25 protein-coding genes and 3 pseudogenes are annotated in these 25941 nt (G+C 38.5%); 21 read left to right on the forward strand and 7 right to left on the reverse strand.

Annotated elements, in window-relative coordinates; genetic code table 11:
- Nucleotides 1–6 precede the first annotated feature (6 nt).
- From H5088_RS00640 to H5088_RS00655, 4 genes are read left to right on the forward strand one after another with little or no spacing between them, the layout of a single operon-like run.
- Entirely contained in the window at nucleotides 7–798 is a 792-nt protein-coding gene (locus tag H5088_RS00640; protein WP_182751964.1) for an enoyl-CoA hydratase, read from the forward strand.
- Nucleotides 798–1949: an enoyl-CoA hydratase/isomerase family protein gene (locus tag H5088_RS00645; protein ID WP_182751965.1), complete on the forward strand. Its 1152-nt coding sequence runs from the start codon at nucleotides 798–800 to the stop codon at nucleotides 1947–1949. Before H5088_RS00640 ends, H5088_RS00645 begins: the two co-directional genes overlap by 1 nt.
- 10 nt (nucleotides 1950–1959) lie before the next feature.
- Complete coding sequence (gene mmsB, locus H5088_RS00650; protein WP_182693564.1) at nucleotides 1960–2859, forward strand: 3-hydroxyisobutyrate dehydrogenase; 900 nt, start codon at nucleotides 1960–1962, stop codon at nucleotides 2857–2859.
- Nucleotides 2860–2868: 9 nt separating this feature from the next.
- Nucleotides 2869–3639 (forward strand): SDR family oxidoreductase, encoded by a 771-nt coding sequence (locus tag H5088_RS00655; protein ID WP_149592399.1) that lies wholly within the window; start codon nucleotides 2869–2871, stop codon nucleotides 3637–3639.
- Between the two features lie 132 nt (nucleotides 3640–3771).
- Here the strand turns inward: H5088_RS00655 and H5088_RS20425 are convergent.
- Nucleotides 3772–3849: pseudogene (locus H5088_RS20425) on the reverse strand (hypothetical protein); the annotation flags it as partial.
- Between the two features lie 462 nt (nucleotides 3850–4311).
- On the opposite strand from H5088_RS20425, the gene H5088_RS00665 reads away from it, so the two are divergent.
- From H5088_RS00665 to H5088_RS00700, 8 genes and pseudogenes are all read left to right on the forward strand, one after another.
- Nucleotides 4312–4533 (forward strand): hypothetical protein, encoded by a 222-nt coding sequence (locus H5088_RS00665; protein ID WP_002961860.1) that lies wholly within the window; start codon nucleotides 4312–4314, stop codon nucleotides 4531–4533.
- A gap of 443 nt (nucleotides 4534–4976) precedes the next feature.
- Nucleotides 4977–5798, forward strand: coding sequence for an SDR family oxidoreductase (locus H5088_RS00670; protein WP_220488809.1), 822 nt, complete (start codon nucleotides 4977–4979; stop codon nucleotides 5796–5798).
- Nucleotides 5799–5808: 10 nt separating this feature from the next.
- Nucleotides 5809–7041 (forward strand): AGE family epimerase/isomerase, encoded by a 1233-nt coding sequence (locus H5088_RS00675; protein ID WP_182736122.1) that lies wholly within the window; start codon nucleotides 5809–5811, stop codon nucleotides 7039–7041.
- Between the two features lie 637 nt (nucleotides 7042–7678).
- Nucleotides 7679–7843, forward strand: a pseudogene (locus tag H5088_RS00680) (isochorismatase family protein); the annotation flags it as partial.
- 598 nt (nucleotides 7844–8441) lie between these two features.
- A complete protein-coding gene (locus H5088_RS00685) occupies nucleotides 8442–9185 on the forward strand; it encodes a DUF547 domain-containing protein (RefSeq protein WP_182751966.1) in 744 nt (247 codons plus the stop codon).
- A 98-nt stretch (nucleotides 9186–9283) separates the two neighbouring features.
- The gene (locus H5088_RS00690; protein WP_182751967.1) at nucleotides 9284–10258 is read left to right on the forward strand and encodes a transposase; all 975 of its coding nucleotides are present in this window, start codon (nucleotides 9284–9286) and stop codon (nucleotides 10256–10258) included.
- A gap of 357 nt (nucleotides 10259–10615) precedes the next feature.
- Complete coding sequence (locus tag H5088_RS00695; RefSeq protein ID WP_182751968.1) at nucleotides 10616–11212, forward strand: DUF6624 domain-containing protein; 597 nt, start codon at nucleotides 10616–10618, stop codon at nucleotides 11210–11212.
- 157 nt (nucleotides 11213–11369) lie between these two features.
- Nucleotides 11370–11791: pseudogene (locus tag H5088_RS00700) on the forward strand (aspartyl protease family protein).
- A 116-nt stretch (nucleotides 11792–11907) separates the two neighbouring features.
- On the opposite strand, the gene H5088_RS00705 reads toward H5088_RS00700, so the two are convergent.
- Nucleotides 11908–12942: a methionine synthase gene (locus H5088_RS00705; protein WP_182751969.1), complete on the reverse strand. Its 1035-nt coding sequence runs from the start codon at nucleotides 12940–12942 to the stop codon at nucleotides 11908–11910.
- Nucleotides 12943–13020: 78 nt separating this feature from the next.
- Nucleotides 13021–13998 (reverse strand): DUF1852 domain-containing protein, encoded by a 978-nt coding sequence (locus H5088_RS00710; RefSeq protein ID WP_008136414.1) that lies wholly within the window; start codon nucleotides 13996–13998, stop codon nucleotides 13021–13023.
- A gap of 620 nt (nucleotides 13999–14618) precedes the next feature.
- Between H5088_RS00710 and H5088_RS00715 the strand changes: the two genes are divergently transcribed.
- The 6 genes from H5088_RS00715 (at nucleotide 14619) to H5088_RS00740 (ending at nucleotide 18191) form a co-directional block, all read left to right on the forward strand.
- Nucleotides 14619–15368 carry an ATP-binding protein gene (locus H5088_RS00715; RefSeq protein WP_182751970.1) on the forward strand — a complete coding sequence of 250 codons (750 nt, stop codon included), beginning with the start codon at nucleotides 14619–14621 and terminating at the stop codon, nucleotides 15366–15368.
- 136 nt (nucleotides 15369–15504) lie between these two features.
- Nucleotides 15505–16518, forward strand: coding sequence for a DUF5924 family protein (locus tag H5088_RS00720; protein ID WP_182751971.1), 1014 nt, complete (start codon nucleotides 15505–15507; stop codon nucleotides 16516–16518).
- Between the two features lie 71 nt (nucleotides 16519–16589).
- Nucleotides 16590–16826 carry a hypothetical protein gene (locus H5088_RS00725; RefSeq protein WP_076926026.1) on the forward strand — a complete coding sequence of 79 codons (237 nt, stop codon included), beginning with the start codon at nucleotides 16590–16592 and terminating at the stop codon, nucleotides 16824–16826.
- Nucleotides 16827–16837: 11 nt separating this feature from the next.
- The gene (locus tag H5088_RS00730; RefSeq protein ID WP_310737265.1) at nucleotides 16838–17155 is read left to right on the forward strand and encodes a hypothetical protein; all 318 of its coding nucleotides are present in this window, start codon (nucleotides 16838–16840) and stop codon (nucleotides 17153–17155) included.
- Between the two features lie 247 nt (nucleotides 17156–17402).
- Nucleotides 17403–17693, forward strand: coding sequence for a hypothetical protein (locus H5088_RS00735; RefSeq protein ID WP_182751972.1), 291 nt, complete (start codon nucleotides 17403–17405; stop codon nucleotides 17691–17693).
- Between the two features lie 348 nt (nucleotides 17694–18041).
- A complete protein-coding gene (locus H5088_RS00740) occupies nucleotides 18042–18191 on the forward strand; it encodes a hypothetical protein (protein ID WP_182751973.1) in 150 nt (49 codons plus the stop codon).
- A 94-nt stretch (nucleotides 18192–18285) separates the two neighbouring features.
- Here the strand turns inward: H5088_RS00740 and H5088_RS00745 are convergent, their stop codons facing one another.
- On the reverse strand, nucleotides 18286–18579 hold the full coding sequence (locus tag H5088_RS00745; protein ID WP_182751974.1) for a hypothetical protein: 294 nt from the start codon (nucleotides 18577–18579) through the stop codon (nucleotides 18286–18288).
- 12 nt (nucleotides 18580–18591) lie between these two features.
- Nucleotides 18592–19638, reverse strand: coding sequence for a YHYH protein (locus H5088_RS00750; protein WP_182751975.1), 1047 nt, complete (start codon nucleotides 19636–19638; stop codon nucleotides 18592–18594).
- Between the two features lie 250 nt (nucleotides 19639–19888).
- On the opposite strand from H5088_RS00750, the gene H5088_RS00755 reads away from it, so the two are divergent.
- Together H5088_RS00755 and H5088_RS00760 are read left to right on the forward strand one after the other, a co-directional pair.
- Nucleotides 19889–20548, forward strand: coding sequence for an NADPH-dependent FMN reductase (locus H5088_RS00755; RefSeq protein ID WP_182733511.1), 660 nt, complete (start codon nucleotides 19889–19891; stop codon nucleotides 20546–20548).
- Nucleotides 20549–20669: 121 nt separating this feature from the next.
- The gene (locus H5088_RS00760) at nucleotides 20670–21116 is read left to right on the forward strand and encodes a hypothetical protein (protein ID WP_182751976.1); all 447 of its coding nucleotides are present in this window, start codon (nucleotides 20670–20672) and stop codon (nucleotides 21114–21116) included.
- 114 nt (nucleotides 21117–21230) lie between these two features.
- Here H5088_RS00760 and H5088_RS00765 read toward each other — a convergent pair whose 3' ends face one another.
- Entirely contained in the window at nucleotides 21231–23246 is a 2016-nt protein-coding gene (locus H5088_RS00765) for a TonB-dependent receptor (protein WP_182751977.1), read from the reverse strand.
- Between the two features lie 225 nt (nucleotides 23247–23471).
- On the opposite strand from H5088_RS00765, the gene H5088_RS00770 reads away from it, so the two are divergent.
- Nucleotides 23472–25289 carry a protein kinase domain-containing protein gene (locus H5088_RS00770; protein WP_182751978.1) on the forward strand — a complete coding sequence of 606 codons (1818 nt, stop codon included), beginning with the start codon at nucleotides 23472–23474 and terminating at the stop codon, nucleotides 25287–25289.
- 114 nt (nucleotides 25290–25403) lie between these two features.
- Here the strand turns inward: H5088_RS00770 and H5088_RS00775 are convergent, their stop codons facing one another.
- Entirely contained in the window at nucleotides 25404–25928 is a 525-nt protein-coding gene (locus H5088_RS00775; protein ID WP_182751979.1) for a hypothetical protein, read from the reverse strand.
- Between the last annotated feature and the right edge of the window lie 13 nt (nucleotides 25929–25941).

A 25941-nucleotide genomic window follows, 5' to 3' on the forward strand; every position in this document is an offset into this window, starting at 1 on the left:
CAATGTATGTCAGAATCTAAATCTAATCCGAGTATTGAACTTACAACCGAAGGTCATGTTGCTATTTTAACTATGTCTAACCCGCCAGCAAACACCTGGACAAAAGACACCCTAGTTGATTTAAAAAATACCGTTAACGCGCTTAATAATAATAAAAATATTTATGCATTAGTACTGACTGGTGAAGGCGAGAAGTTTTTTAGCGCGGGTGCCGACCTAAACGTATTTGCTGGTGGCGATAAAGGCGTAGCTGCTGATATGTCGCGTGTATTTGGTGAAGCATTTGAAGCGCTTACTAATTTTAGAGGCGTGTCGGTTGCTGCCATAAACGGCTATGCAATGGGCGGCGGTTTAGAGGTGGCGCTTGCGTGCGACGTACGTATAGCGGAAGAGCAAGCACAAATGGCATTGCCTGAAGCTAAAGTAGGGTTATTACCCTGTGCGGGTGGCACACAAAATTTAGCATGGCTAGTTGGCGAAGGCTGGGCAAAACGCATGATTTTATGCGGCGAGCGCTTAAAAGCCGATAAAGCCCTGCAAATTGGCTTAGTAGAAGAAGTAGTACCACAGGGTGAAAGCTTTGCGGCGGCATTAAAACTGGCCAACCAAGTGGCCGATCAAAGCCCCACCTCAGTTGCAGCATGTAAAACATTGATTCAAAAAGGGCGCCATCAACCAATGGCAAGTGTATTGCCTCTTGAGCGCGAGTTATTTGTTGGTTTATTTGATACCGAAGATCAACAAGAAGGCGTAAATGCCTTTTTAGAAAAACGCCGCGCTAACTGGGTAAATGGCTAATGAGTGCTTTAACATTATTAAATAGCGCCGATGAGCCCGTGGTATTTGAAACCGCAACCGCAGAAAACGGCAGTTTAATTGGGCTTATTACACTCAATGCGCCAAAAGCCTTAAATGCACTTAATTTTGAGATGATCAAATTACTTGAGCCGCAATTGCGAGCTTGGCAAGACGATGATGCTATTGCAATGGTGTTGTTAAAAGGCGCAGGCGATAAAGCATTTTGTGCAGGCGGCGATGTTGTAAGCCTTCATCATGCAATGGCGCAAGGTAAACCAACAAGCTTAGTTGAAGAGTTTTTTACGCTTGAGTACAAGCTTGATTACCTTATTCATACCTTTGATAAACCAATCCTTGTTTGGGGTAACGGCATAGTGATGGGCGGCGGTTTAGGGCTAATGGCCGGTGCTAGCCACCGCGTTGTAACCGAAACATCTCGCATTGCCATGCCAGAGCAAACCATTGGTTTATACCCAGATGTAGGCGGTAGTTACTTTTTACATAAAATGCCACAAAGCGTCGGGTTATTTTTAGGGCTAACGTCGGCATCAATTAACTGCGAAGACGCACGTTTTGTATCACTTGCCGATCACTTCATCGACAGCACTAAATATGATTCCATGCTTGCGCAAATTTTAGCAGCTAACTGGGGCAAAACCGCAAGCTTAAATCATGAGCGTTTAACTAAGTTATTAACCGATTTAGACAACCAATCTGCGCGTATGCCAAAAGGCAATATAAAAGCTAATTTAAAAACAATTCAAAAGCTGGGTGAGTTTACAACCTTGCAGGAGCAAGTTGATTATATTTTAGGGCTAACCACAGATGACAAGTGGTTACAACGCGCTCAAAAATCACTTAAACACGGATGCCCATTAAGTTGTGCACTCGTTAGTGAGCAATTAAAAGCCAGCAAAGGCAAAAGCTTATTAGCGTGTTTTAAAATGGAGCTAAGTATGTCGGTTCGCGCTGGCGAAGTAGGTGAATTTCAAGAAGGTGTAAGGGCGTTATTAATAGATAAAGACGGCGCGCCTAATTGGCAGTACAAAACACTAAGTGATGTACCACAAACAATAATCGACAGTTTTTTTGCTAACCGCTTTGGCGAAAAACACCCTCTCAATGGCTTAGACACGCCATCACACAAATAAAGGAAAGACGATGACTAAACTAAATATTGGTTTTATCGGCTTAGGTAATATGGGCGGCCCAATGGCGGCTAACTTAATTAAAGCAGGCCATATTGTTAGCGTGTTTGATTTAAACCAGTCGGTCGTAAATGAGCTTGCAAGCAAAGGCGCAAAAGCCGCAGTTGATGCAAAGCAGTGCGCAACCAATGCTGACGTACTTATTAGTATGTTACCTGCAGGCAAACATGTTAAATCGCTGTATTTGGGTAATAACGACGACAGCGGTTTAATTAACGTGCTGAGCAACAATACATTAGTAATTGATTGCTCAACAATAGATGCAGAATCAGCACGTATTGTAGGCAGTAAACTTGGCGAGCAGGGCATAAGCTTCGTGGATGCACCGGTATCGGGCGGCGTTGCAGGCGCAACTGCTGGCACTCTTACCTTTATTGTAGGTGGCGAAAAAGCAGCGTTCGATAAAGCAAATACAGTGCTGAGTGATATGGGTAAAAACATATTTCATGCAGGCGATATTGGAGCAGGGCAAGTAGCAAAAATATGTAATAACATGCTACTTAGCATTTTAATGGCAGGTACCAGCGAAGCACTGCAAATGGGTATTAACAACGGCCTCGATCCTAAAGTACTTAGCGACATTATGACTGCAAGCTCTGGCCGTAACTGGACGCTTGAGCTTTACAATCCTTGCCCAGGTGTAATGGATACCGCACCGGCTAGTAACGATTACAAACCAGGCTTTATGGTTGATTTAATGGCTAAAGACCTAGGACTTGCCATGGAAGCCGCGCAGCAAAGTAATTCATCAACCCCAATGGGTTCAATGGCTAAAAATTTATACACTATGCTACAGCACCAAGGTGCGGGTAGTGATGACTTTAGTGCCATTTTTAAACTGTTTTCTAAGTAGGAGCAACGCGTGGAAATTAAAAATAACACGGTAGTAATAACCGGTGGCGCACAAGGTTTAGGCTTTGCAATGGCGCAAAAGTTTGCACTTATGGGTGCCAACATTGCTTTAATAGATATGGCGCAAGACTTATTAAACAACGCATGCGAGCAATTAACGCAGCTTGAAGGTGTAACTAGCAATATTAAAGGTTATGCCGCAAACGTAACAAATGAGAGCGAAGTAGAAAACGTATTTAATACCATCAACAGCGATTTTGGCCATATTGGCGTGCTTATAAACAACGCCGGTATTTTACGCGACGGCATGTTTATAAAGGCTAAAGACGGCAAAGTCGTTAAAAAAATGTCTCTTGAGCAATTTCAATCCGTGATTGATGTAAACCTGACCGGTGTGTTTTTAGCAGGGCGGGAAGCTGCAAGCCACATGATTGAATCTGGTAAAGGCGGCGTTATAGTTAATATGTCGAGCGTAGCGCGCGCAGGTAACATAGGCCAAACAAACTACGCGGCATCAAAAGCAGGCGTAGTGGCACTTACCACCACATGGGCTAAAGAACTTGGTCGATTTGGTATACGCGTAGGCGCTATTGCACCAGGTGTTATAAGCACCGCCATGACCGACGCCATGAAGCCAGAAGCCAAACAACGTATGCTTGCAGTAACGCCGGTAGGGCGTTTAGGCGAAAGCGACGAAATTGCGCATACTGCACAATACATAATCGAAAACGACTTTTTTACCGGCCGCGTTGTTGAAATAGACGGCGGCATTCGTTTGTAAACCGAACTGGATTAAGATTGATTTAAAAAGCATGGCGCTTGTGGGCTGTGCTTTTTTGTTTTAAATCGGGGAGTTTATAATCTTGAAAAAGGGCTGATAACGGCGTTGGAAATTTGTTGTGAAATTAGTTGCTCATTTGCTCTTAATAAAACCTAATGAGAGTGGCTTTTTAATCACTTCTTTAAATAAAAAGCTCAACGCATTTAAGGCTTGTGTTTGAGTGTTAGGAGCAACATTTTGTTGGTTGACTAAACGAGTTTAAAAAGCTAAAAAAAGTTCGACCTCATTATCTCCATCGTTGTTGGGTGCCTCATAGAATTAAATCAAATAAACGAAGCTATCCAGTATAAATACGCTTTAATAGTACTTTTAGCATAACGCTTTAGATACATTTGTTCGGCTATCATAGTTAAAAAAGATGATTTCATGATATGAATCTCTAGTAAAAGTTAACTGTATATATAGACAGTACTTGTTGTTTTGTCCAATATTACTGAGCTCCACCATTTCGTGTATTTGTGCATTGATTAAAAATAATTTCCAGTTAACTAATTGTTTACAGGTGTTTATTTGATGATTAAGATAAATGCACTGTAATATATGGACATTTGTCGGTTTATAAAACGACAAATGTCGTAGACAAAATTGTTATAACCAAAGGAGCTGTAGTGGATGGAATCAAAAGTAAAGTTAACTGGTGGCACGTTATTCGTAATAGCGTTAATTGTTCTCTTTTTGGGGAATGCACGTTCCATAGAAATTGTAGAAAAACTAGATGAGATACAGTCTGATGTTTCTAGCTTAAAAAGTGAAGTTGCATCTTACAAGCAGCAAGTTGAAATATTGAAAAATGAAAACCTTAACTTAAAAGAGCAGCTTAGAAGTGGTAATTAGTTATAACAAGCTGTTAAACAAGGACAATGCTCCTGACCCGTTTTAGTGGACACCTCCTCATCACTTTGAGGAAAATAAAAAAAATAACAGTGACACCCATCCTTAATTTATTAAATCAACAGGCTTGCAAAAAATTTAACAGGGATAAAAATAGTTTTTTTTACCCAAAACTCTAAACACGTTTTATTAAAGAGAAGCTTTTCTTTAACCTAACCTTTCGTTCAAAAAAAAGCACAAACGGCTTTTTAATTTTACGTAAAAAGTCAGTAATCGACTGTACCTGGACTAGAGCTTGGGGATGGTTAAGACATCAAATTATAACGAATTATTTAAAATACTCGTACGTATCAATTTTGTTAAACCTAGGTTCAGTTATTATCAATATGATTATTACCTGAAATTAATCCAGTGCTCGCACTACTAATTAAATTATGGAGATCCCCATGAGTAAGCAGATAGATAAAGCAATGCCACAAGCAGAATTCATCGCGCAGGACTACCAAGGCTCAGGAAAGTTGAAGGACAAAACAATATTAATAAGCGGCGGTGATAGTGGCATTGGCCGTGCGGTGGCATTGCATGCGGCCCGTGAAGGCGCGAAGATAGCTTTTATATACCATACTGATGCTGACGCTGCAGAGCACACCCGCAAAGCAATAGAATCCGAAGGGGCAGAGGTTTTGGTTATACAGGGAAATGTTGGTAAAAGTTCAAACTGTGATGCGGCGGTGGCTAAAGTGATTGATCATTGGGGTGAGTTGCATGTTTTGGTTAATAACGCTGGTTTTCAAAAGCCATTTGATAGCTTAACTGATATTAGTGATGAGCAATGGGCAGCCCATTTTGATGTCAATATGCACGGTATGTTCTATCTGGCGCGAGCCGCGCTGCCACATCTAAATGAAGGTGCTAGCATCATCAATACCACGTCTGTCAATGCATTTGCTGGTAATAAGCATTTGGTGCCTTACACAGCGACCAAAGGAGCCATCAACGGATTTACCCGTGCACTTGCGTTGCAATTAGCACAGAAAGGTATCCGTGTTAATGAGGTCGCACCTGGCCCTGTAGTGACTGAAATTCAGCTAACTTTCAAAGGATATGACGACGATATTATAAAAGACATGGATAAGGTCACTCCAATGCAGCGAATGGGACAACCACGTGAAATGGCTGCCGCATTTGTTTATTTAGCATGTCAAGATAGCTCTTTCGTTACCGGCCAAACTATTCACGTCAATGGTGGCATGATTATCAATGGTTAAGACTTTTGTTATGAAACAAATAAACAAAGATACTTGGTATAAACGCAGTACTCATAGGAATTGGTTGAGCAATCAAGGCCAGCATTTGCTTGAGCATTATAAAAAAGCGAAAGTAAGCGGAGGTTTTGGCACGCTGAATGATAAAGGGCAATTGACTGGCCACTCGGCTGTCACTATCGTTACCGCTAGAATGGTTCATTGCTATAGTCTTGCCTCATTACTGGGTGTTCCTGGCGCGAGCCAATTAGTCGATCACGGCTTGCAAGCACTGCTAGATGGGGCATTGAGAGACCATGAGCAGGGTGGTTGGTTTGAGGATGAAGGCCACAAAGGCATTAAACAGGCATATGTTCATGCTTTTGTGGCGCTCGCCGCGGCGAGCGCAAGTATGGCCGAGCGACCTCGCTCACAGGAACTGCTTGATGCTATCGTTGCGATTATTAATCAGCATTTCTGGGTTGAGGCTGAAGGCGTAATGGCCCCAAGTTTCGATGAGAAATGGAATGAAAGCGAGTGCTATCGTGGTGCTAATGCCAATATGCATACAACTGAGGCCTTCCTAGCATTGTTTGATGCGACAGGTGAAGAAATATGGCTAAATCGGGCTATGGGGCTGGTAGAGCGCTTCGGCCATGACATTGCTAGCTCGTATGATTACCGTTTACCTGAGCATTTTGATACTAACTGGCAGATATTGACGGATTACAACGCAAATAAACCCACAGATGATTTACGTCCGTGGGGGCTAACCCCTGGTCATTTTGCAGAGTGGGGTGGATTGTTGTTGAAAGTTGAGGCTGGACTTGTTGCAAGCGGGCAAGCAGCACCAGATTGGTTGTTAGAAGATGCAATAAGACTATTAGATAGTGCCATGCACTATGGTTGGAATGCCGATGGTAAGCAGGGAATGGTTTATACAATTGGATGGGACAATCAAGTTTCGGTTGCCAATAGGCCTTGGTGGGTTCAGGCGGAGGCTGCTAATACAGCATACCTATTGATCAGACGCACAGATGACATGAGGTTTGAGGCAATATATCGCGAAGTCTGGGATTATATTGCCAGCATGATAATTGACTCGGAAAAGGGTGGTTGGCTTCCTGAGGTTGACAACGATGGACAGCGAACCGAAAAGGTTTACCCACTTCGCGAAGATCTTTACCATGCATTTCAAGCAACCTTAACGCCGCTGCTGCCAATCAGCGCATCCCTTGCTGGCGGGTTGAGAAACCACAACCTATAAGTTTTGGAAAGTCATTACACAATAAAGCAAGGTGTGGTTAGATTGTCTTTTAACCACGCTTTAGCTGTAATAGATTGTAATTATTTTTTTAATCTAAAAATCTAGAGTTTTTTAAACTGTTATTAACAATTATCAATGAGATAAACACTTGTAGAGTGCCTTCTACTTTAACTGGGGGGCATCTACTTTATTTTCGGTTTTTTAAATAATGGCTGTTTTGTGGCTATAAGTACTACTTTTAAGCGAGTGGAAAGCATTGAAAAGGCATATTCATTACTAAATTTACAATATCTTCTATACCGCTCCAATGAAAAAATAAGTATAAATAATGTGTTAGTAAAACATTTTATGTAGTGATGATAAATACATAGTAAAAAATTTAATTAACGTCGTGAGTTATTATTTGAGGCGAGAATGTTTTTAGGTAGTATATTTACCATAAAAATTGCAACGTAAGCATATGAGTCGCCTCTATCATTTGTTGTGAAGCGTTAATAGGCATAACACTTACTTGGTCTTAACGGTTATCAACTATATAAAGATACATTCTAGTTGGCGTTACCTAAATTCACAGAAGATAAGTGATCTCTTTTTCAATAAACTTGTTATTACTTATATATTTAATTTAAGGGCTAATATGTTAACTAAAGAGAATACTGGGCTTATTGTTGTTGATATTCAAGGCAAGCTCGCGTGTTTAGTTCATGAAAGTGATGTTTTAATATCTAACTGTGAAAAGTTAATTAAAGGAGCTCAAGCATTATCGCTGCCAATTATTTATCTTGAACAAAATCCTGATGAATAATTAGGCTGACACCCATTCTAATTATTACGAAAAAAGCCAACTAAAACAGTATGAAGTTTTCATTGTTATATAATGAATCACGAAAAAAAGCTGAGCCATGTAGGCATAATGAAAGCAAAAATAGATAGCCGAATCGGAAGACAATAGCTGTTTATTAAAGAATGGCAAACGACTCGGCTGTATAGAGCCCGCTTTACTTTAAATAAAAAGCGGAATATTACAGTGAATAAAGGCATGAATAAATTGACCTTACGGGGTCAAAAAAAGTGAATGCCTTTACTTTACACTGCGGCAACTGTATTGCCTTGTTCATAAAATAGAAAAGTTGCAAAAGACGATAAATTAAGAAAGGGAGGCCCTTTTACCCTAAATTAAAGCTACTCAACCAGCCGCAACCCCTTCCAAAACGCCAATTAAAACAATATCAAACACTTTTTTATATTCTGCGTAAAATTACAGTAATCAATTGAACGAAAATAGGAACTCAGCTATGGTTTGTTTATCAATAAAAATAAATAAAAAACGAGTTAATCTACAGATTCGTTATGTTGCTCATGAAGAATGTGGGCTATTCTACTCAAAATAAGGATTTTTTATGAGTTTATTTAAATTAGTTAGTTTATTGATCAAGTTTAGTTGTTTGTTGTTGCTTTTAAGCGCCCCAAAATATCTTCATGCTGAGGATAAAGCCTACCCTCAATTTAGCGGTTATTCACCTAAATCTAAGTTAACAATAAACTTTGAACCTGTGAACATATTATTAGAATCGAATGTTCTTGATATGGGGCCATCCAGAAGAATAAATGCTAAACTTGACAAACCTCTGATAGGTACTAGGTTAAGAAATGTTTTCCCCAGTGCTACCCATAATGAAAGTAACAGATTCACATATGAGTTGATAAAATCTCCTAAACAAAAAAGTTTAGTCAATGATGTTAAAAAATATTTAGAATCATTGCCCGAGAAAAACAACCTTAATTTATATTCAAAACAAGAGCAATTGGCCTATTGGCTTAATCTTTATAACATTACTTTAATTAACGAAATTGTTAAGCGGTATCCAATAGTTAGTTTAGAAAAAATATTAACTGGTCCTGACTCACTATTGGATAAAAAGCTAGTGAATATTGGTAGTCTTCAGTTGAGTCTCAGTGACATACAGTATGGGATTTTAGATAAAAACTATAGTAAAGAACCTTTAATTATTTATGGATTATATCAAGGGTATATCGGCAGCCCAAATATCAATAAAAAAGCCTTTTCAGGTAAAAATGTATATAAGCTATTAAAAAATAATGCAACAGATTTTGTCAATTCGAATAGAGGTACAAAGAAATAACAGTGAAAAGAAATAACAGTGACACCCATCCTTAATTTTGCTCTTTTTAAAATTAAGGACTACGTTTTGTTTAGTCTAAAAAATAAGCAGGGTGTCTTATGGCTATCGCAAGAAAGCGTCAAGTAAGTTTGGTTGATACAAAATACTATCACTGTATTTCACGCTGTGTTCGTCGTGCATTTTTATGTGGGGAAGATCGTTTTACTGGTCAATCTTATGAGCATCGACGAGGGTGGGTTGAAGATAAGCTGCTTGAATTAGCTAAAGTATTTTGTATTGATGTATGTGCTTATGCCGTAATGAGTAATCACACCCATTTAGTACTGTATGTAGATGATAAGAAAGCAAACAGGCTGAATGATAAAGCGATTGTTATTCACTGGCACAAGCTGTGCAAAGGCACATTGTTAACGCAAAAGTACATACAGGGTGAAAGGCTAAGTAAAGTTGAGCTTATCTTTTTTAATCAAACAGTAAAGGAATATCGAGAGCGCCTATCAAGTATTAGCTGGTTTATGCGGGTGTTAAATGAAGACATTGCCCGCAGAGCAAATAAAGAAGATAACTGCACAGGGAGGTTCTGGGAGGGTAGATTCAAATCGCAAGCATTACTAGATGAAGCAGCACTTGCAGCCTGTATGGCCTATGTTGATTTAAATCCCATTAGAGCTAAAATGGCTAACACACCAGAAGAGTCAGACCATACCAGTGTACAAAATCGCTTAACATGCGCCGCAGAAGGTAAACAACCTAAGCAGTTACTACGTTTTGCAGGCATGCCACGTCAGATTATGCCTAAAGGGCTGCCGTTTGAGCTTAAATCGTACCTTGAACTCGTTGAGCTAACAGGGCGAATAATACGAGAGGATAAGCGCTGGCATATTGATAATATGAACCTTCCTTTACTAGAAAGGCTTAATATATCCCCAGATAACTGGCTAAAACTCACTACGCAATTTACGCGCGTATTTCACGGCGCAGTAGGCAGGCCGACCTCACAAGCAAGTTACTGTGAAAACTTAAAGCGAAAGCGGCGAGCGAATATCAGTAACTGCGAAAAGCTATTAGCATAAATTAAAAACCATTCAGTAAAAGTTAAAACTGCCATTACGGAGTTATTTTCATGCGTGTAATATGGGTTTAAGAATGTAGTGACTTATTTAATAGATGAAATGAAAGTGACCCAGTAATAAAAGGTAAATTTTGAATCTGAAGGGCTAATTTTGTGGCACAGTTTTGTTTGTTCAATTAAAGTGGCTGTTTGGTTTGGTCAATTAAAACAGCACCAAACTCTTTTTATATTCTGCGTAAAAATACAGTAATAAATTGAACCAAAACAGGAACTCAGCTATGGTTTGTTTATCAATAAAAATAAATAAAAAAGCGAGTTAATCTAAAGACTCGTTATATGTACAAGGAGGGTTTAGTTGATGCGTTACCTATTTTTACTGTTGATAATACCTCTTCATTCTTTTGCCGAAATTAACCTTCCTCTGCAAAAAGAACTAATTGAAATGGAAATTGAAGATCAGCATATTCGAAACAAAATAGGAGAAGCTGGGTGGCAAAACCCGCCTAAAGCACTCCTAGAACAAATGATGAAAATAGATGAAAGTAATACAGGAAAACTTAAAGCTATCATTAAAAAGCATCATTGGTTAACAAGAGATTTAGTCGGAGTTAAAGGAGTTGGAGCAGCATTTTTAGTCATCCAGCATTCACCTGATGTTGCATTTAAAGTAAAAATGCTTCCTTATTTAAAGCAATCATATTTGAATGGCGAAGGTGTTAGCGGGCAACAAGTTGCTCTTTTAACTGATAGAGTTCTTATTGCACAAGGAAAGAAACAAATCTATGGTACTCAAGCTGACGTGAGTGAAGGTAAAGTTGTGTTTAGCCCTATAGAAGATGAAACTAATGTAGATATACGCCGTGAAGAAATGAATATGCCCTCTTTAGATTTTTACTTAAAAATAATAGAAAAAATGTACGGGATTAAAGAACACCCTGAAATAGACTTGAATTAATGTACATACAACAAAATGTCCTGAGGTGGGCAATTAGTAAAATTTGTCTATTAATTGCAACTTTTAATAGTGGAGCTTTAAAGCCGCTAAATAAGTCGATTCATCGTAGGGTGTATTCGTTTTCCAACACCTAAATAAAATCTAACAAGGAACGTATATGAATATATTTGAAGACAAAACCGTAATTGAGTTTGAAATATCAGAAACAGGCCACCAAATTGTTGAAGCTAAAATTAACGGTAAATTGTTACGTTTTATTTTAGATACTGGCGCTGGAACATCTGTTTTAGACCGGGCATGCCTAAGTGAGCTTAGCATTGAAGAAACACTCAATGTTGAGAATGCAGCAGGCTTAGGCACTTCGGATCACGCTATGGGAGATATAGAAGTTGATTCAATTGAGTTTGGAAATGCCTTGTTTGAAAGTCCTGACTTTGTTTCACTTAATCTTGACCATGTTCAGGTCGCGGGTGGTGAAAGGGAGTACATGGCTTGTTAGGCTCTTCCTTTTTTACTCAATACCAAGCAGTTATCGATTTTTCAAAAAACAGGTTGGAGCTTTTTAATAAAAAAAATTAAATATCTAACCTAAATTTTGTTAGTAGATTTTAACTAACGCACCATGTTTATGGATTTTACTATGGCATGGTGCGACAGCTGTTATTGTTTACAATTTTTATTTCAAAGCTACTTTTCTAGTTCTTTTCTAATAACTCTTTTCTTATAATTTCAGCCCCAGCGCTCAAGGCATTTAATTTGCCGTTAGCTATATGGTGAGGTAGTGGAGCCATACCGCAGTTTGTACACGGGTAGAGTTTGTCGGCATCTACAAATTGCAGTGCTTTACGCAGCGTATTAGCTACTTCTTCTGGCGTTTCGATAGTATGATTTGCTACATCAATAGCACCAACCATTACTTTTTTTCCGCGAATGAGTTCTAGTAAATCCATTGGTACATGTGAGTTATGGCACTCTAGTGAAATAATATCGATTTTAGATTGCTGAAGTTTAGGGAACGCTTCTTCGTACTGTCGCCATTCGCTTCCTAGTGTTTTTTTCCAATCTGTATTGGCTTTAATGCCGTAGCCATAGCAAATATGCACCGCGGTTTCGCATTTAAGCCCTTCAATTGCGCGCTCTAAACAGGCAATACCCCAGTCGTTCACTTCATCAAAAAATACGTTAAACGCGGGCTCATCAAATTGGATGATATCAACGCCTGCGGCTTCTAATTCTTTTGCTTCTTGATTGAGTATTATGGCAAATTCCCACGCTAGTTTTTCGCGGCTTTTATAATGATCGTCGTAAAGCGTGTCAATCATTGTCATTGGGCCTGGCAATGCCCATTTAATAGGTTGTTTGGTTTGCTTGCGTAAGAATTTAGCGTCTTCAACAAACACAGACTTTTGACGGCTAACAGGGCCAACAACTGTAGGCACGCTTGCGTCGTATCGGTCACGAATTTTTACTGTTTTACGTTTTTCAAAGTCAACACCGTTTAGGTGCTCTATAAATGTAGTTACAAAATGCTGCCTTGTTTGCTCACCATCGCTAACAATATCAATACCTGCTTGTTGTTGGTCGAATAATGACAAGCGTAGGGCGTCGTGTTTTCCTTGGGTTAATTCATCACCTTGTAATTTCCAAGGTGACCAAAGTGTTTCTGGCTCTGCAAGCCATAAAGGCTTAGGTAAACTGCCAGCGGTAGATGTAGGTAGTAATTTTTTCATAATAAATAATGCCGTATATTTTAGTTAATTATTAAACGGAGCGTTAAGCGCGTTATTACTGGTTGTTACTATTAGTTGTTATGACAGATAGCTAGTAGAGAATTGCTCAAGAACCGTTTGGTACGGCTTGATAAAATGCTCTTGTGCAAACTTGCCTTGTTCATTTGCTAACTTGCCGCGCTCTTCTCGGTCATACACAATTTGCGTTAGTGAGTGGTCCAAGTTTTTTAAGTTTGGTTTATATGATTTACCCGCTGTTGCGTTGGCATTATAAATCTCTGGTCTGTAGATTTTTTGAAACGTTTCCATCGTACTAATGGTGCTTATAAGCTCAAGATTGCTGTAATCATTAAGTAAATCACCAAAGAAAAACAATGCCAAAGGCGCTGCACTATTTGGCGGCATAAAGTAACGTACCTGCAAGCCCATTTTTTTGAAGTATTGCTCAGTTAAAGACGATTCATTTGGTTCGTATTCAACGCCAAGTACCGGGTGTTGGTTTTCAGTGCGGTTGTAGGTTTTGTTATCTGACACACTTAGGCATATAACCGGTGGTTTTTTAAAGTTTTGTTTGTATGTATCCGAATTTACGAATGACTGAAATAGCTTGCCATGTAAAACTCCAAAGTCATCAGGAATACTAAATTGAGGCTTTCCTTTATTGTGCTCTTGTAGGAGTACGCTAAAGTCGTAGTCGCGCACATACGATGAAAAGTTGTTTCCTACAATGCCTTCAATTCGCTTATTAGTTTTATGGTCAACAATATTTGTTTTTAATATTTCGATTGATGGGAAGCTTTCGCCGCCGTCTTCAATACCTATCTCAACAGAGATAATTTCAAGCTCAACAGCATAACGCTCACCTTTGGTGTTATCCCAGTGGGCTAGGGCATTAAAACGGTTGTTAATCATGTTTAAGGCGTTGCGTAAGTTTGCTTTGCGGTATTCACCTCTGGCTAAATTAGCAAAGTTGGTTGTGATACGCGTATTAGTTGATGGATGATAATTTTCGTCGAGTGAAACGCTCTTTATATTAAATGTAAAATCTTTTTTCATCGTGTTTATATCCAATTTTATAATTTAAACCTGATTGATGCTTTGCGCTTTATTAACCTTGCAACTTACTTAGCTGGCTTAGCTGGTTTAGGTATTCAGCAGCTTTAAGTTGTTAGCAATAGTGTTTAGCGCTAAGGGATGAGTAATTTATACGTTGATTGGTATATGAAGAAAAACGGTTTAATTTCACATAAAACATGAGTCATATTCATTAATCATTATTGTTAGATGCGATTACGTAGTAATTGCCGAGAAAAAGGCATAAATCGATAAAAATAAAGGACGGATGTTTAGCCGTTTAGACTTCTTTTGTGTTGGTGTGTACTTTATTCATGTTAAACATGAGGAATATTCAAAGAGTTTTTTGTAGCTATATCAGTGTATTAGTTGATTTTTAGCATATTGCGTCGCTGTTTATAATAAATGTCGTCATGGGTAAGTTCCAGCTAGCTATATGAGTAGATACCTTAGCTAATCTAATCTCAAAAGATAAACCGACTTTTCTGAGTACGTATATAAATGCCTGTAAATTAATAAAAGGCTATAAATCATATTAATAGCCATGGCAGTACGTTAAGTAAGTTATACTCGTTTTTCATCACCTCACCTATTGAGTATTCGTGGATATCAAAGGCACTTGTATTGCATCAACTATTGATGAGCATGGCCCTGTTTATGTATATCAAACAAAAAAAAATCTTATTCTCAGCTTTGACGGAAAAATTTATCAAAGCTGTATTAAATTAAATAATATTAACGGGTTAAGCTTAGCTTATACGCAAGCGATGATGGCTGCGCTTTTTTTTATTCCGCACTTAAAAACCGCGATGATAATGGGACTTGGGGCGGGCTCTATAGCAAAAAGTCTTTATCATGCGTTTCCTGCACTGACTATACATACCGTTGAATACCGTAAAGCCGTTGCTGATATGGCTATAAAATATTTTGAAGTTCCTGTGTCAGAACGTTTGTTTATTCATATTGATGATGCGGCAAACTACATGAAAAACACGCAGATAAAAACAGACGTTATTTTTTCTGATTTATATAGCTCAGAAGGGATGGAATCAGATCAGGTGCAATCATCTTACTTACGTGATTGTAAAAACGCGCTCACTTTTGATGGTGTTTTAGTACTTAATATTTGCCATACCAAAGTTGGGCAGAGGGAAGCGTTCGATCAACTACTTGAGAAAGAATTTGCAGGAAAGATTCTTAGTTTTATTATTGAAGGCGGTAATAAAATTGTTTTTGCTTTTAACAATACAATACCTGCACTTAGTGAAGACGAATTACTTGCTAAGGCTTACGCGTTACAAAAATTAATAAACGTACCAATGACGCGCTATGCCGAGCTTTTATTTAATTAAAAATGGTTAGTTTGATGTACTGTTAAATGGCGCGTTTAAATCCATCCATCTATCTGTTGTTCATTTAAACTTGGTTAAACTAATCATTCTCTGAATAAAAATAATAAAGTACGTACCCGTACGGAAACACTCATACATGGATTACTGTAAAAATATAATCGCTAAATTTATAAGCGCGATGCAAAAGCGGCCTGGATTATTGGCTGTATTGGCGTTTTTGTCGGGCGTTGCTAGCTTTGTACTTGTAGACAGAAAAGAGTCTTTTTCGCAAGTTATTGCGATATTTTTACTTATTAGTTGGTTGTGGCTAATTATTGATAATTGGCTACGAGACAAAGTAGAAGAAAAATTTGGTGTGGCTGTATCTCCTAATGTAATGCGTTTTGCGCTACAAATGGTGCAACAAGAAAGTCTATTTTTTGCTTTGCCGTTTTTTTTAGCGGTTACGCAGTGGGACCATCCTCAAGCGTTTTTTACCTCCCTCATTGTGTTATGTGCGGTTATATCGGTAATCGACCCCTTTTATTATAAGAAGCTTGCTAAAAACCGTACGTTATTTAGTGTGTTTCATAACTTTGCTTTATTCGTTGTTTTACTTGTTACCTTACCTATTTTGTTAAACCTTACAACGAGCCAAAGTTTAGCTGCAGCCCTTGTAACGGCTGTAGTGGTCACTCTACCGAGTTTAAACAATTTAATGCCTAATGCACGCTGGTGGCGTTTTCCTATTCTTGTATTGATTTTATGTGCATTGAGCACTGCTGTGTGGCAATTAAGAAGCTATGTGCCTCCTGCAGCGCTGCGATTAACCGATATTACGTTAGCTCATGAAGTTGATTTACTGCATAAAAAGCCAGTAGGGAGTATTAAACAGTTAGACTCTTATACACTGCATCATCAAGGTTTATATAGTTGGACTGCTGTTAAAGCACCAAGAGGCTTAAATGAAAAAATATTTCATGTGTGGCTTCATAATAAAAAAGAAGTTGATCGGATCACGTTAAGTATAAACGGCGGGAGAGAGCTAGGTTACAGAGCATGGACTCACAAGGTAAATTTCCCTAGTGACTCTGTTGGTAAGTGGCAAGTAAAAGTAGTCACCGAATCAGGCCAGTTAATAGGTTTAACGAAATTTACTGTTACACCTTAATGATGGTAATAGGTTTGTAATCTAATAAATATTTGATAGGCTATTTTTACAGTGTTTATTGGATGAACGTTATGAGTTTTGCATTTGATCTGTTTATTTGGTTAATGGTAGAGACTATTTTAGGTTTTTTTATTTACTCAACAGGTTGTACTATTTTAAAAATAGTTACCTTTGGTAAGTTTAAATGTGATATTACCGATTACGTATCGTTTAAGGCGAATAAAGCTAAAAATGTTTATTTAATTTGTGTGCTCGGGTTTAGCTTTTACGTGCTATTAATTGGCTTTGTTGCCTACATGAGTCATTAAATTATAATTACATGAATAACAATACGTTATTTACAGCAGGCATTTTAAGCTTTATAGCATCACTTTTACATGTAGCCTGTGTTTTTGGAGGGCCTGATTGGTATCGCCTTTTGGGTGCTGGTGAGCAAATGGCTCAAATGGCAGAGCAGGGCAGTATGTATCCTACTTATGTAACTTTAGCTATTTCAGTTATTATTGCTATTTGGGGCTTTTATGCGCTCTCTGGTGCAGGCGCCATTTTAAAACTGCCATTTTTAAAAACTGCACTCGTATTAATAACCGCAGTGTATTTAATACGAGGTATTGCGGGTTTAATCATTCCTTTTTAACTTCAAGCCAAATCGTTCATCAGAATTCTATTCAATTTTGGATTATAAGCTCGATAATCTGCTGCATTTATGGGTCATTTTACTTATTTGGTACCCTTAAATTGTGGCGAATAAAAAATGTATGAATGCTAGATTTCCTGATCTTTTAAATTCAAATTATTAAATACTGATAGCTTATTTTTATATTGCGAAATACTATGTGCGACTATTTTTTACGCGCATATATTTTGGCTTTAGGTATCTATAAATGAATAAAACGTTATTGAGTACTTTGCTTGCAGCTCTTATTTGTGCATCTCTTTTAGCTAAAGTGCAGGCCCAAGACGTTCATGCACTTGAGCCTGAATTAGGTGTTGGCGGAAATATTAAGCTAGATGAGGCAAGTACGGCTTATGTTGATGACGGTTTTGATTTTCATGTGCATCCACTTTGGGAAGGCCGATATGTAAGTGAGGGCCGTGACAATTTAGCGGGTAAAGGTATTGCCTCAATCGCAACTGAATTCAATTATAATGAAATAGCTTGCAACGGGTGTTGATAGCGATTATACCGAGTTTAACTTAAATGCTATTTACGCAACTCAGTTATTTAATACCGTTGATATGTTTATGGGTTAAACCATTTAAGATCGCGTGAAAATACCTCTAATGCTCACGACAATGAGGTTAGCTTAGATTTTTCGTATTTTTACGATGATAAATTTCAGCTCACTAGCAGCGCATATTATTCGTTTGATTCTCAAGGCACATTTATAGAGCTTACGATAAATAAAGGCTACGAGATAAATGAAGCTGTTAATATCGATTTTCAAACGGGGCTAGGATTTAATGCAGGTTATGTAAGTGATGGCCATAATGGTATTAACAACCTTAAGCTTACAGCTAACGTGTCGTATAAAGTTATTAAGCAGCTTGAAGTATACGCATATACTAGCTACACCATGGCAATTAATAAAAATGCTGAGCGCTTTGTGGGTGATCAAACCTTAAAAAACGTGTTATGGAGTGGTATTGGTCTGAGCTATCTATATCGTTAAAAGTTAGCAGCACAATAAAATGGTTGTGCTGCTTATTAAGAGTTTATCAATAAAAATTAGCCCTAAATTTACATAGCTTTATTAACGTTGGTTTTTAAATCACTCTTTTTTTTTCGTGAGTGTGGCTTTTTATAGGGGCGGAAATTTCATTATCAATTTTTTGAATCGGTTGGCTTCGTACACACATTAAATCATCAGCCATATACTGGCAGCTGCCAATATATAAATCGTTATGGCCGCCTTCGTATTTACATGATTGAGATTTTACTTTATCTGCGCATGCTTTAACTGCAACATCATTTAACGGCCCTGAATGAGCATTTAAAAATGTGGGTGCTGCAAGTAAAGCCATACCAAACAAGCTTAAACAACTACTTTTTATAAACATAACAACTCCTTTTTAATGTTTTTCAGGATCATGGCCTGGCGGTGGACCGTTGTGATCACCTGGTGGCCCACCTGCAGGCCTAACTGATTCTCCATGTAAGCACCCTATAAACATATTTTCGCTAGGACTGGCTGCGTGGTAGTGATAACCCCTTACTTCATCTGTATTACCTCGGCATTCATCAAGTGACTCTTCTTTACCGCTTGTATCACGCATTGCATAAATACCATAACCGTCTATTGCATAACCTATAAGAGGTGCATGTCCACCTTCTGTAGCAGCTGAGTCAGTACAACCAGTGGTAGAGTGATAGTGATAACCTTGGTGTAAATTTATATGGCCACCACAATCATCAAATGCCGCAATGGTATAGCTCTCTAAAATTGCATTAATTGGAGCAGGCCCTGATAGCTCAGTACCGTCTAGTGCTATACCTACGGTTCTTAATCGGCCAGTATCAGATGCTGGAATAGGTGTAACAGGAATTAAATACGTTAATGAAAAATTATCTTCTAAATACGAAAGTTCACACTCAATACAATTTTGTTTATATTGCTCTTCAACATCAGGGCGAGCTGCACCAGCGCAAGACTCTTTTGTAGCTGTATATCTAATTTTATTTGTTTTAGTGTCGTAAAGTACCCACTTTTCATCGCCGTAGTATTCATCAAGCTTTAGGACAAATTGGCCTGTTAAATCAACTAAATCACCAGTACCTTCTTTACTAAACCAACTGCCAGTTACATCAGCGCCATCGGTCGATGTGCGCGGGCAAAATGGACCCGGCTCTCTACCTGCAGGTGCGCCTGATGTAATTAACTCATAACACTTAGTTTTAGTTCCTTGCGCCGTTTCGCAATCAACAATGTTAGGCTCAGATAAAAAGGCCCCTTTTTTAAACATAGATAAATTTATTGTTTGATTCGTTTTTTGTACTTCACTAAGGGAGCTACTAACTTGCTTAGTATTTTTATGAGTTGGTGAGTCGTCGCAGCCACTTAGAGTTAAAACTGTTGCGGTAATAATGATTGCAAACGCGCTGTAATTATTTGAGCCCATTACTTGTATCCTTTTCAGTATAGGTTTTGATGTACTTATACTGTGGCATATTACTGGCTAAATGTGCAAAAAGTATGGAGAACGACAAAATAAGCACATGATAAAAAACCTTTAACAGTGTGTGGTTGCTAAAGCGCAGTTTTAAATTTAATTATTAGTGTTCAAAATTAATAAAAACGGATATGTGTAATACACATAAGCTAAAAGTGTTAGTGTTTAGATGTTATTCAAATACATATGAGGATTACATATGAAGTTTTTAGTGTTCTTAGGGACAGTGCGTAACAGCACGCCACCAAAACCTGCTCGCTTAGGTGAGAGAGTGTCTAAAGCCTGCATGGAGTGCTTAAACGAGCAATTCTCCGAACATGAGTTTGAGCTTATAGATGCACTTGATTACCCAAGTGATCAAGTTTTTAAACCACATTTTGCCTATGCTCAAGGTAAGGCGCCTTCAATGCTAAATACTTTAGCTGATAAAATTAAAGCGGCTGATGGATATGTAATGGTTAGCCCTGAATATAATCACAGTATGAGCCCAGCTCTCGCTGACTTACTTAATCACTTTGGTAGCTCACTATTTTCATATAAGCCCAGTGCTATTGTTACTTACTCTGCTGGGCAGTGGGGTGGACTCAGAGCGGCAATTAGTATGCGCTCGTTTTTATCAGAGCTTGGCTGTTTGCCTGTATCTGCAATGATCCATGTTCCAAAAGCGCAAGAAGTATTTAATGATAATGGATCTGTGCAAGTTGGTGAAGAGCAGTCATCGTGGTTTAATTATTTTCACCGTACTTTTGGGCAATTGGTTTGGTGGGCGCAAGCGGCTAAAAATCAGAGTGGCGTTGAGGATCCTGAGCAGATGCTAAAAAGCTTTAAATCAAATCCATCGCAGCGAAATGCCCCATAACGAATACTTTTAAAATATAACAAATTTAGCCCTTGATTGGGCTAAATTTGTTTCTTTTATAGAAACTTAAAATATATAAATGTTACTATTAACATCTACTTATAAAAAAGGATGTTATATCTTGAAATACCTTACTCTTTTAAGTGTATTAACACTTAGTGCTTGCAGCTCTGTACAACACTTACCGGCGCTTGGCGAAGGCACTACTGCTAATATGAATTTAATAGCTCTTTCGGAGCAGAGCGCGCCACAAGGTGTTAGCGGTACATTTAAGTTTTATATTAAAACTGCAGGCTCTCAGTACGGTGACGTATTTTTAAATACCGAAGCTGACTATCGTGATCGACGTGCTATTACAATTTCAATTGATTCAAACGTAGCTGCTAAACTCACAGAAAAATACGGACAATCAGCCGACACATTTTTTATTGGTAAAGCAATTGAAGTAACAGGTGAAGCGAAGCGGGTAACTATCGATTTTTTAAGTAAAGGCAGAAAAACCAATAAATATTACTATCAAACACATGTTGCTGTTAACTCAATAAATCAACTTCGCATTGTTGAGTAACATCAGCCAGCTTGTTGAGGCATCGGATTAATTACTAAGATACTTATTGGCTAAGGGTATGTTTTACAGTGTCACTGTTTTTATATACAGTGCCACTGTAAATCTCAATGAATACTAAAATAACAAGCTTAATGTTAGTCGCGCTGTTCTTGGCTCTATTGGATGAAAGTGGTTATCTTCAACGCCTTGTGCTGATTCGCCAGGTAAACGCGATGCATAATAGTAATCTATATCGTGGTCGGTGCTATTAAATAAGTTAAGTAATTCAAAGTTTACTTTCCAGTGAGTCTGCTCATAGCTAATTGCGCTATTTACTACTGTTAAAGGCTCCGAACGCTCGTCACCATCGCTAGTTAATGTACGTTTGCCAATATGGCGAACTCTAACTGATGACTGCCATTGCTCACTTAAGTGCCAATTTAAACCTGTACTTGCAACAACCGGAACAGCACCTTCTATATAATCATTATTGTCATTAATATCTAAACGTGAATGCGTGAACGATGCTTCTGCGTCGATACTAAAGCTGTCGTTAATCCAATAATAAGCGCTTATTTCTAATCCGTAACGCTTAGATGCATCACTTGGTTCTGTGTTACCCGCATCGCCAACAAATAAAAGCTCTGATTCGAGTGTTAGCCACCAAAGTGCAGCTGATAGATTAAACTTTTGCTCATCAGCAAATCGGACGCCTATTTCAGCGCCTTCACTTTTAACTAATAAGTCAACTTGCTCTGCTTGCTCACCGGTAACAGGGTCAATATTAATAGTAGATCCGCGCGCATCATTTGAATGAAAAGATTGTCCCCAATTAGCATATGCAGCTACTAAATTTGTAAAACGGTAATTTAAACTCCCTTTAAAACTTACTAAATCATCCTTTGCTTTTCCTGAATTTACGGCGGTAATACTAGTCACGTTTGTATCAAAATAGTCGTACCTAACGCCAACGGTTGCTTCAAGTTTTGGAGTAAGTAAAAGTTTAGACTCCCAAAAGCTTGAGTAGCTCGTTTGCTTTAGTTCATCTTGCCTAACCGTACTAAGTCGCTCTCTTGCTTGTGTGTTATAAAGCCCTACGTTATCTATATCGTCGTGGCGAAGCTCAATACCTACGGTATGTTGTATGTTTATATCTGATGTTTTGGTTTCAAACTGGTAGCTTATATCTGTTCCATAAATATTTCGGCTATCTTGCTGATTAAACTGATCGCCATTAATTGGATCATTTAAAAAATAACTAAAATTAGAATACAGGTTTAAATCGTAATTAATTACATAAGCGCTGGCTTTTATATGCTCGCCCTGCCAGTTACTCGATAAGCTATAACGGCTAGAGCTACCGCCAAGTGTGGTGTCAAGAGAGCCTAATTGAGTAATTAAATTTTGTGATATAGCGCGCTGTGGAATTTGATCTGCTGAATTCCATGTATTGTCGTATGCCATGGCACTTATTGATAAGTCACCATTAAAAGCTTTACCAACATAGCGCAGTAGGGCATTCTTTTTATTTACATCTTCGTTTATATCATCCCATGGGCCGTCATAGCCTTGCCATTCTGCCGCTGCAATGAGCTTACCTGTTGCAATGTTAGTAGATCCCAGTACAACAGCGCGTCTATAATTATCTTCTCCTATACTGAGTTCAACTTGGTGATGTTTTAGGTTATCAGCAAGTTGAAATTGAGCACTACCAGCGGTTGAAAAGTCACCTTGGCTTGCGCTATATGAGCCTTTTTGATAGTTAATAGTTGAAATAGACTCAGGGATTATAAAGTTTAGGTCGGTGTAACCTTGTCCGTGGCCATGGCTGCGCATATTAATTGGCATGCCATCTATGCTGGTGGCAAAGTCGGTGCCGTGATCTAAATTAAACCCCCTAATAAAGTACTGATTAGCTTTACCAGAGCCGCTATGTTGAGTGACCGCCATACCTGGGATTAACTCTAACATTTCGGCGCTTCTTAACATTGGGCGCTGCTGAATTTCACCTTGACCAATAATACCGCTAGATGCGCTGATTGACTCACCAATTAGCCCATCTCTGTGACCATAAACGGTTAATTTTTCAATGTTTGCATAGCTATAACCACTATACAAAGTGCCTAGCGCTAAAATTGCTAATGTTCTCATGACTAAAATCCCTATCTAATGTATTTGTTATTAATGCAGCTATGTTAAATACGGCTTAGATAATTTATTGGATGCAACATTTGTTGGTTATTTGTAATTATTTAGGGGTGAGTAAAGATGGGTAACTTAAAAACTACGCCGCACGCTATTGTAATCTTATTACATAAAACTAATAATCGAGTGCTTTAAATGACTGTATAACACTAACAAGACAGAGACCCCGTATTGAAAGCCAAAGAAATCCGCAATTTTTATATCAACGAAGAGCAATCTGTTTATTTGCTTTCGCACCGCGATGCTAAAAAACACCGCCAGTGGCTTAATATTTGTATTAAGCAGCTAACACTGCTGGGCTACAAAAACGTTGAAATGATTGGCTCGGGTGCTTTTGGTTTTGTGTTTGCAGGTGATGACGATAACGGCTTACCTTGGGTATTTAAGTTTTCGCGTATTACACTTGCCCAAAGTGTACGCGACCGCCTAGAAGACGAAGCGTATATGCTTTCGCAAATTAATAACCCCTTAGTGCCTACCTTTTATGCATTTGAGCGAATTAAAAAACAAGGGATTTTAATGATGGCTCGCGCCATTGGAGAGGACCTTGAAAAAGTATCGCTTAAAACAGGACGCTTTAGTGCCGCGCAAATAATGGCGCTAGCTGTTAGGTTACGTAATGTATTAATTGATTTACGTAGTCACAAAAACGGCGTTAGCCCACAACCTATAGTGCATGGCGATATAAAACCTTCAAACCTTGTTTGGGATGCAAACACTGATGCGCTTTCGTTAGTGGATTGGGGTAGCTCTGTGTATGCACAGCTCGATAGTGATGGTAACCCTGTTGCTAGTAACTTTATGGATTTAATGTCGGGCGATTTAAGCACAACGAATGCCCGTATGGGCGATGTGTACTTTATTGGTGAAGCGCAAATGTCGGGAGAGCAATCATCCCCACGATTTGACGAACAAGGTGTAGCCGCTACGTTGTATGCGTTAGCGTCGGCGCAGTCGTGCCGCTTTGGTGCGCAAGCCATCCCTGCAAGCAGCTTAGGGCTCCCAAAAGAGCTGGCTAAGGTGATTGATGGCATGCTGTCAAAAAGTAAGGCCATACGTGATGGTGCTGGTGATTACTTTATGCGTAACATTACAACTATGGCCAAAATGTATTTACCTGAGCTTGATAAAAAACAAAGAAAAGCAGATATTCCTTTTTGGTATGGCAACGACGAGCAGCCCGACACGGTGGTATATAGTTCACGAAAACAGTTTTTACGCCAAGCCGATCATAACCAGCAATTACTAGATATAAACGACGCGCAACTTGACCGCTATTATAAAGAGTTTTTATTTGATACAGGCGATACCGAAAAAGCATTTTTAGCATCAATAAGCCGATTAGCTAAGTACCCTGTAGTAGGTGGGCTTAGTTTTCATTGGAAGGATGAGTCAATGTTTGTTGAATCATCTTTAATTATGCATGACGAATCATTGGGTGATGCGTTTAGCGATGCGATTAATAACACGGTAATGCTTGCTCAAGCGATTAATCAAAAAGGGTTATTTAAGTGTTGTTTGTTTGATGCCCGTAAAACCATTCAGTTAGAGCGAGATGGCACCGGTGCATTTAAGTTTGATAGCCTACCAGAGCTTGAATACGAAGTAGTAAGTATGAAAGCAAATGACATAACCCGCCCGCATTCATACTTTGAAGACGGTAAAGACCCTGACGAGCAACTACAGCTACCTAAAAAAGTTATTAAGTGCGTATTTGAGCTTAACCAAATTCATCATACGGGGTGTATTATTTTTGAAGCACTGCCGGACAGAATGAAGATTCACCATTACTACCGCTTACTCGATTCGAGCAAAGAGGTTGAGTTTAAACGTTTGCTAAATAAACTTATGCAATACGCAGTAAATATTACGGACGTGGGTGTTGCGGGCTTTATGAAGTTGCCATATAAAAACACCCGTGAGTTTAGTTTACGTGAGCAGCAACAAGAGAATTATTTTCCTAAAAATCCCAAGCTTGTATCTTTGTAGAAATAGCCCTTAAATAAAGAGAGCTGCATAAAAAGACAAAGATAAAAAAAAGAGCACAAGTTTGTTCAAATTGTACTCTTTGCTACTTAATTATTTGGTAAGTATTACTAATTATTAAAACACCTTACTAAAGGGCGACGTTGGTGATAGCTCAAATTGATGAGTAAGTTTTTGCGTTTTATTAGTTGCTGTTATTTGATAATGCTGCTTGTGCTCATTGTTACTAAATAGCTTAACGTTAAAGTTAACTTTGGTTAGTTTACTTGGCAAAGAGTAGCGCCCAGTAATGGTTACTTGGTCTATATTGTCGCTTTTATGTTTATGCGACGCTTCTGGGTTTAGCAAAAGTCCGTCAATAGTAAATTTATACTGATGATCCGCTAAATAAACGTTCTTTTTAACTCGTTTAGTTATTAGCTTTTTATGAGCGTTAAACTCAATTATTGACACTTTGCCATCCTTGTTTTCATCAACCCCTTTAAAAGCCGGCATAGGGATTGAAAGTACAATAAACACGTTATTATCAACAAAATTCAGCGTACCGTGCTCTGCAACCATTAAATGCGCGTTTGCTAATGTTGATGTGCTCAATAAGCCCAATGTGGTCACACTTAACAGATAATTTTTTATATAAGGCATAACTTACTCCTAA

This window comes from Pseudoalteromonas sp. SR43-3 (assembly GCF_014163875.1).
In the GTDB taxonomy this organism is placed as follows: domain Bacteria; phylum Pseudomonadota; class Gammaproteobacteria; order Enterobacterales; family Alteromonadaceae; genus Pseudoalteromonas; species Pseudoalteromonas distincta.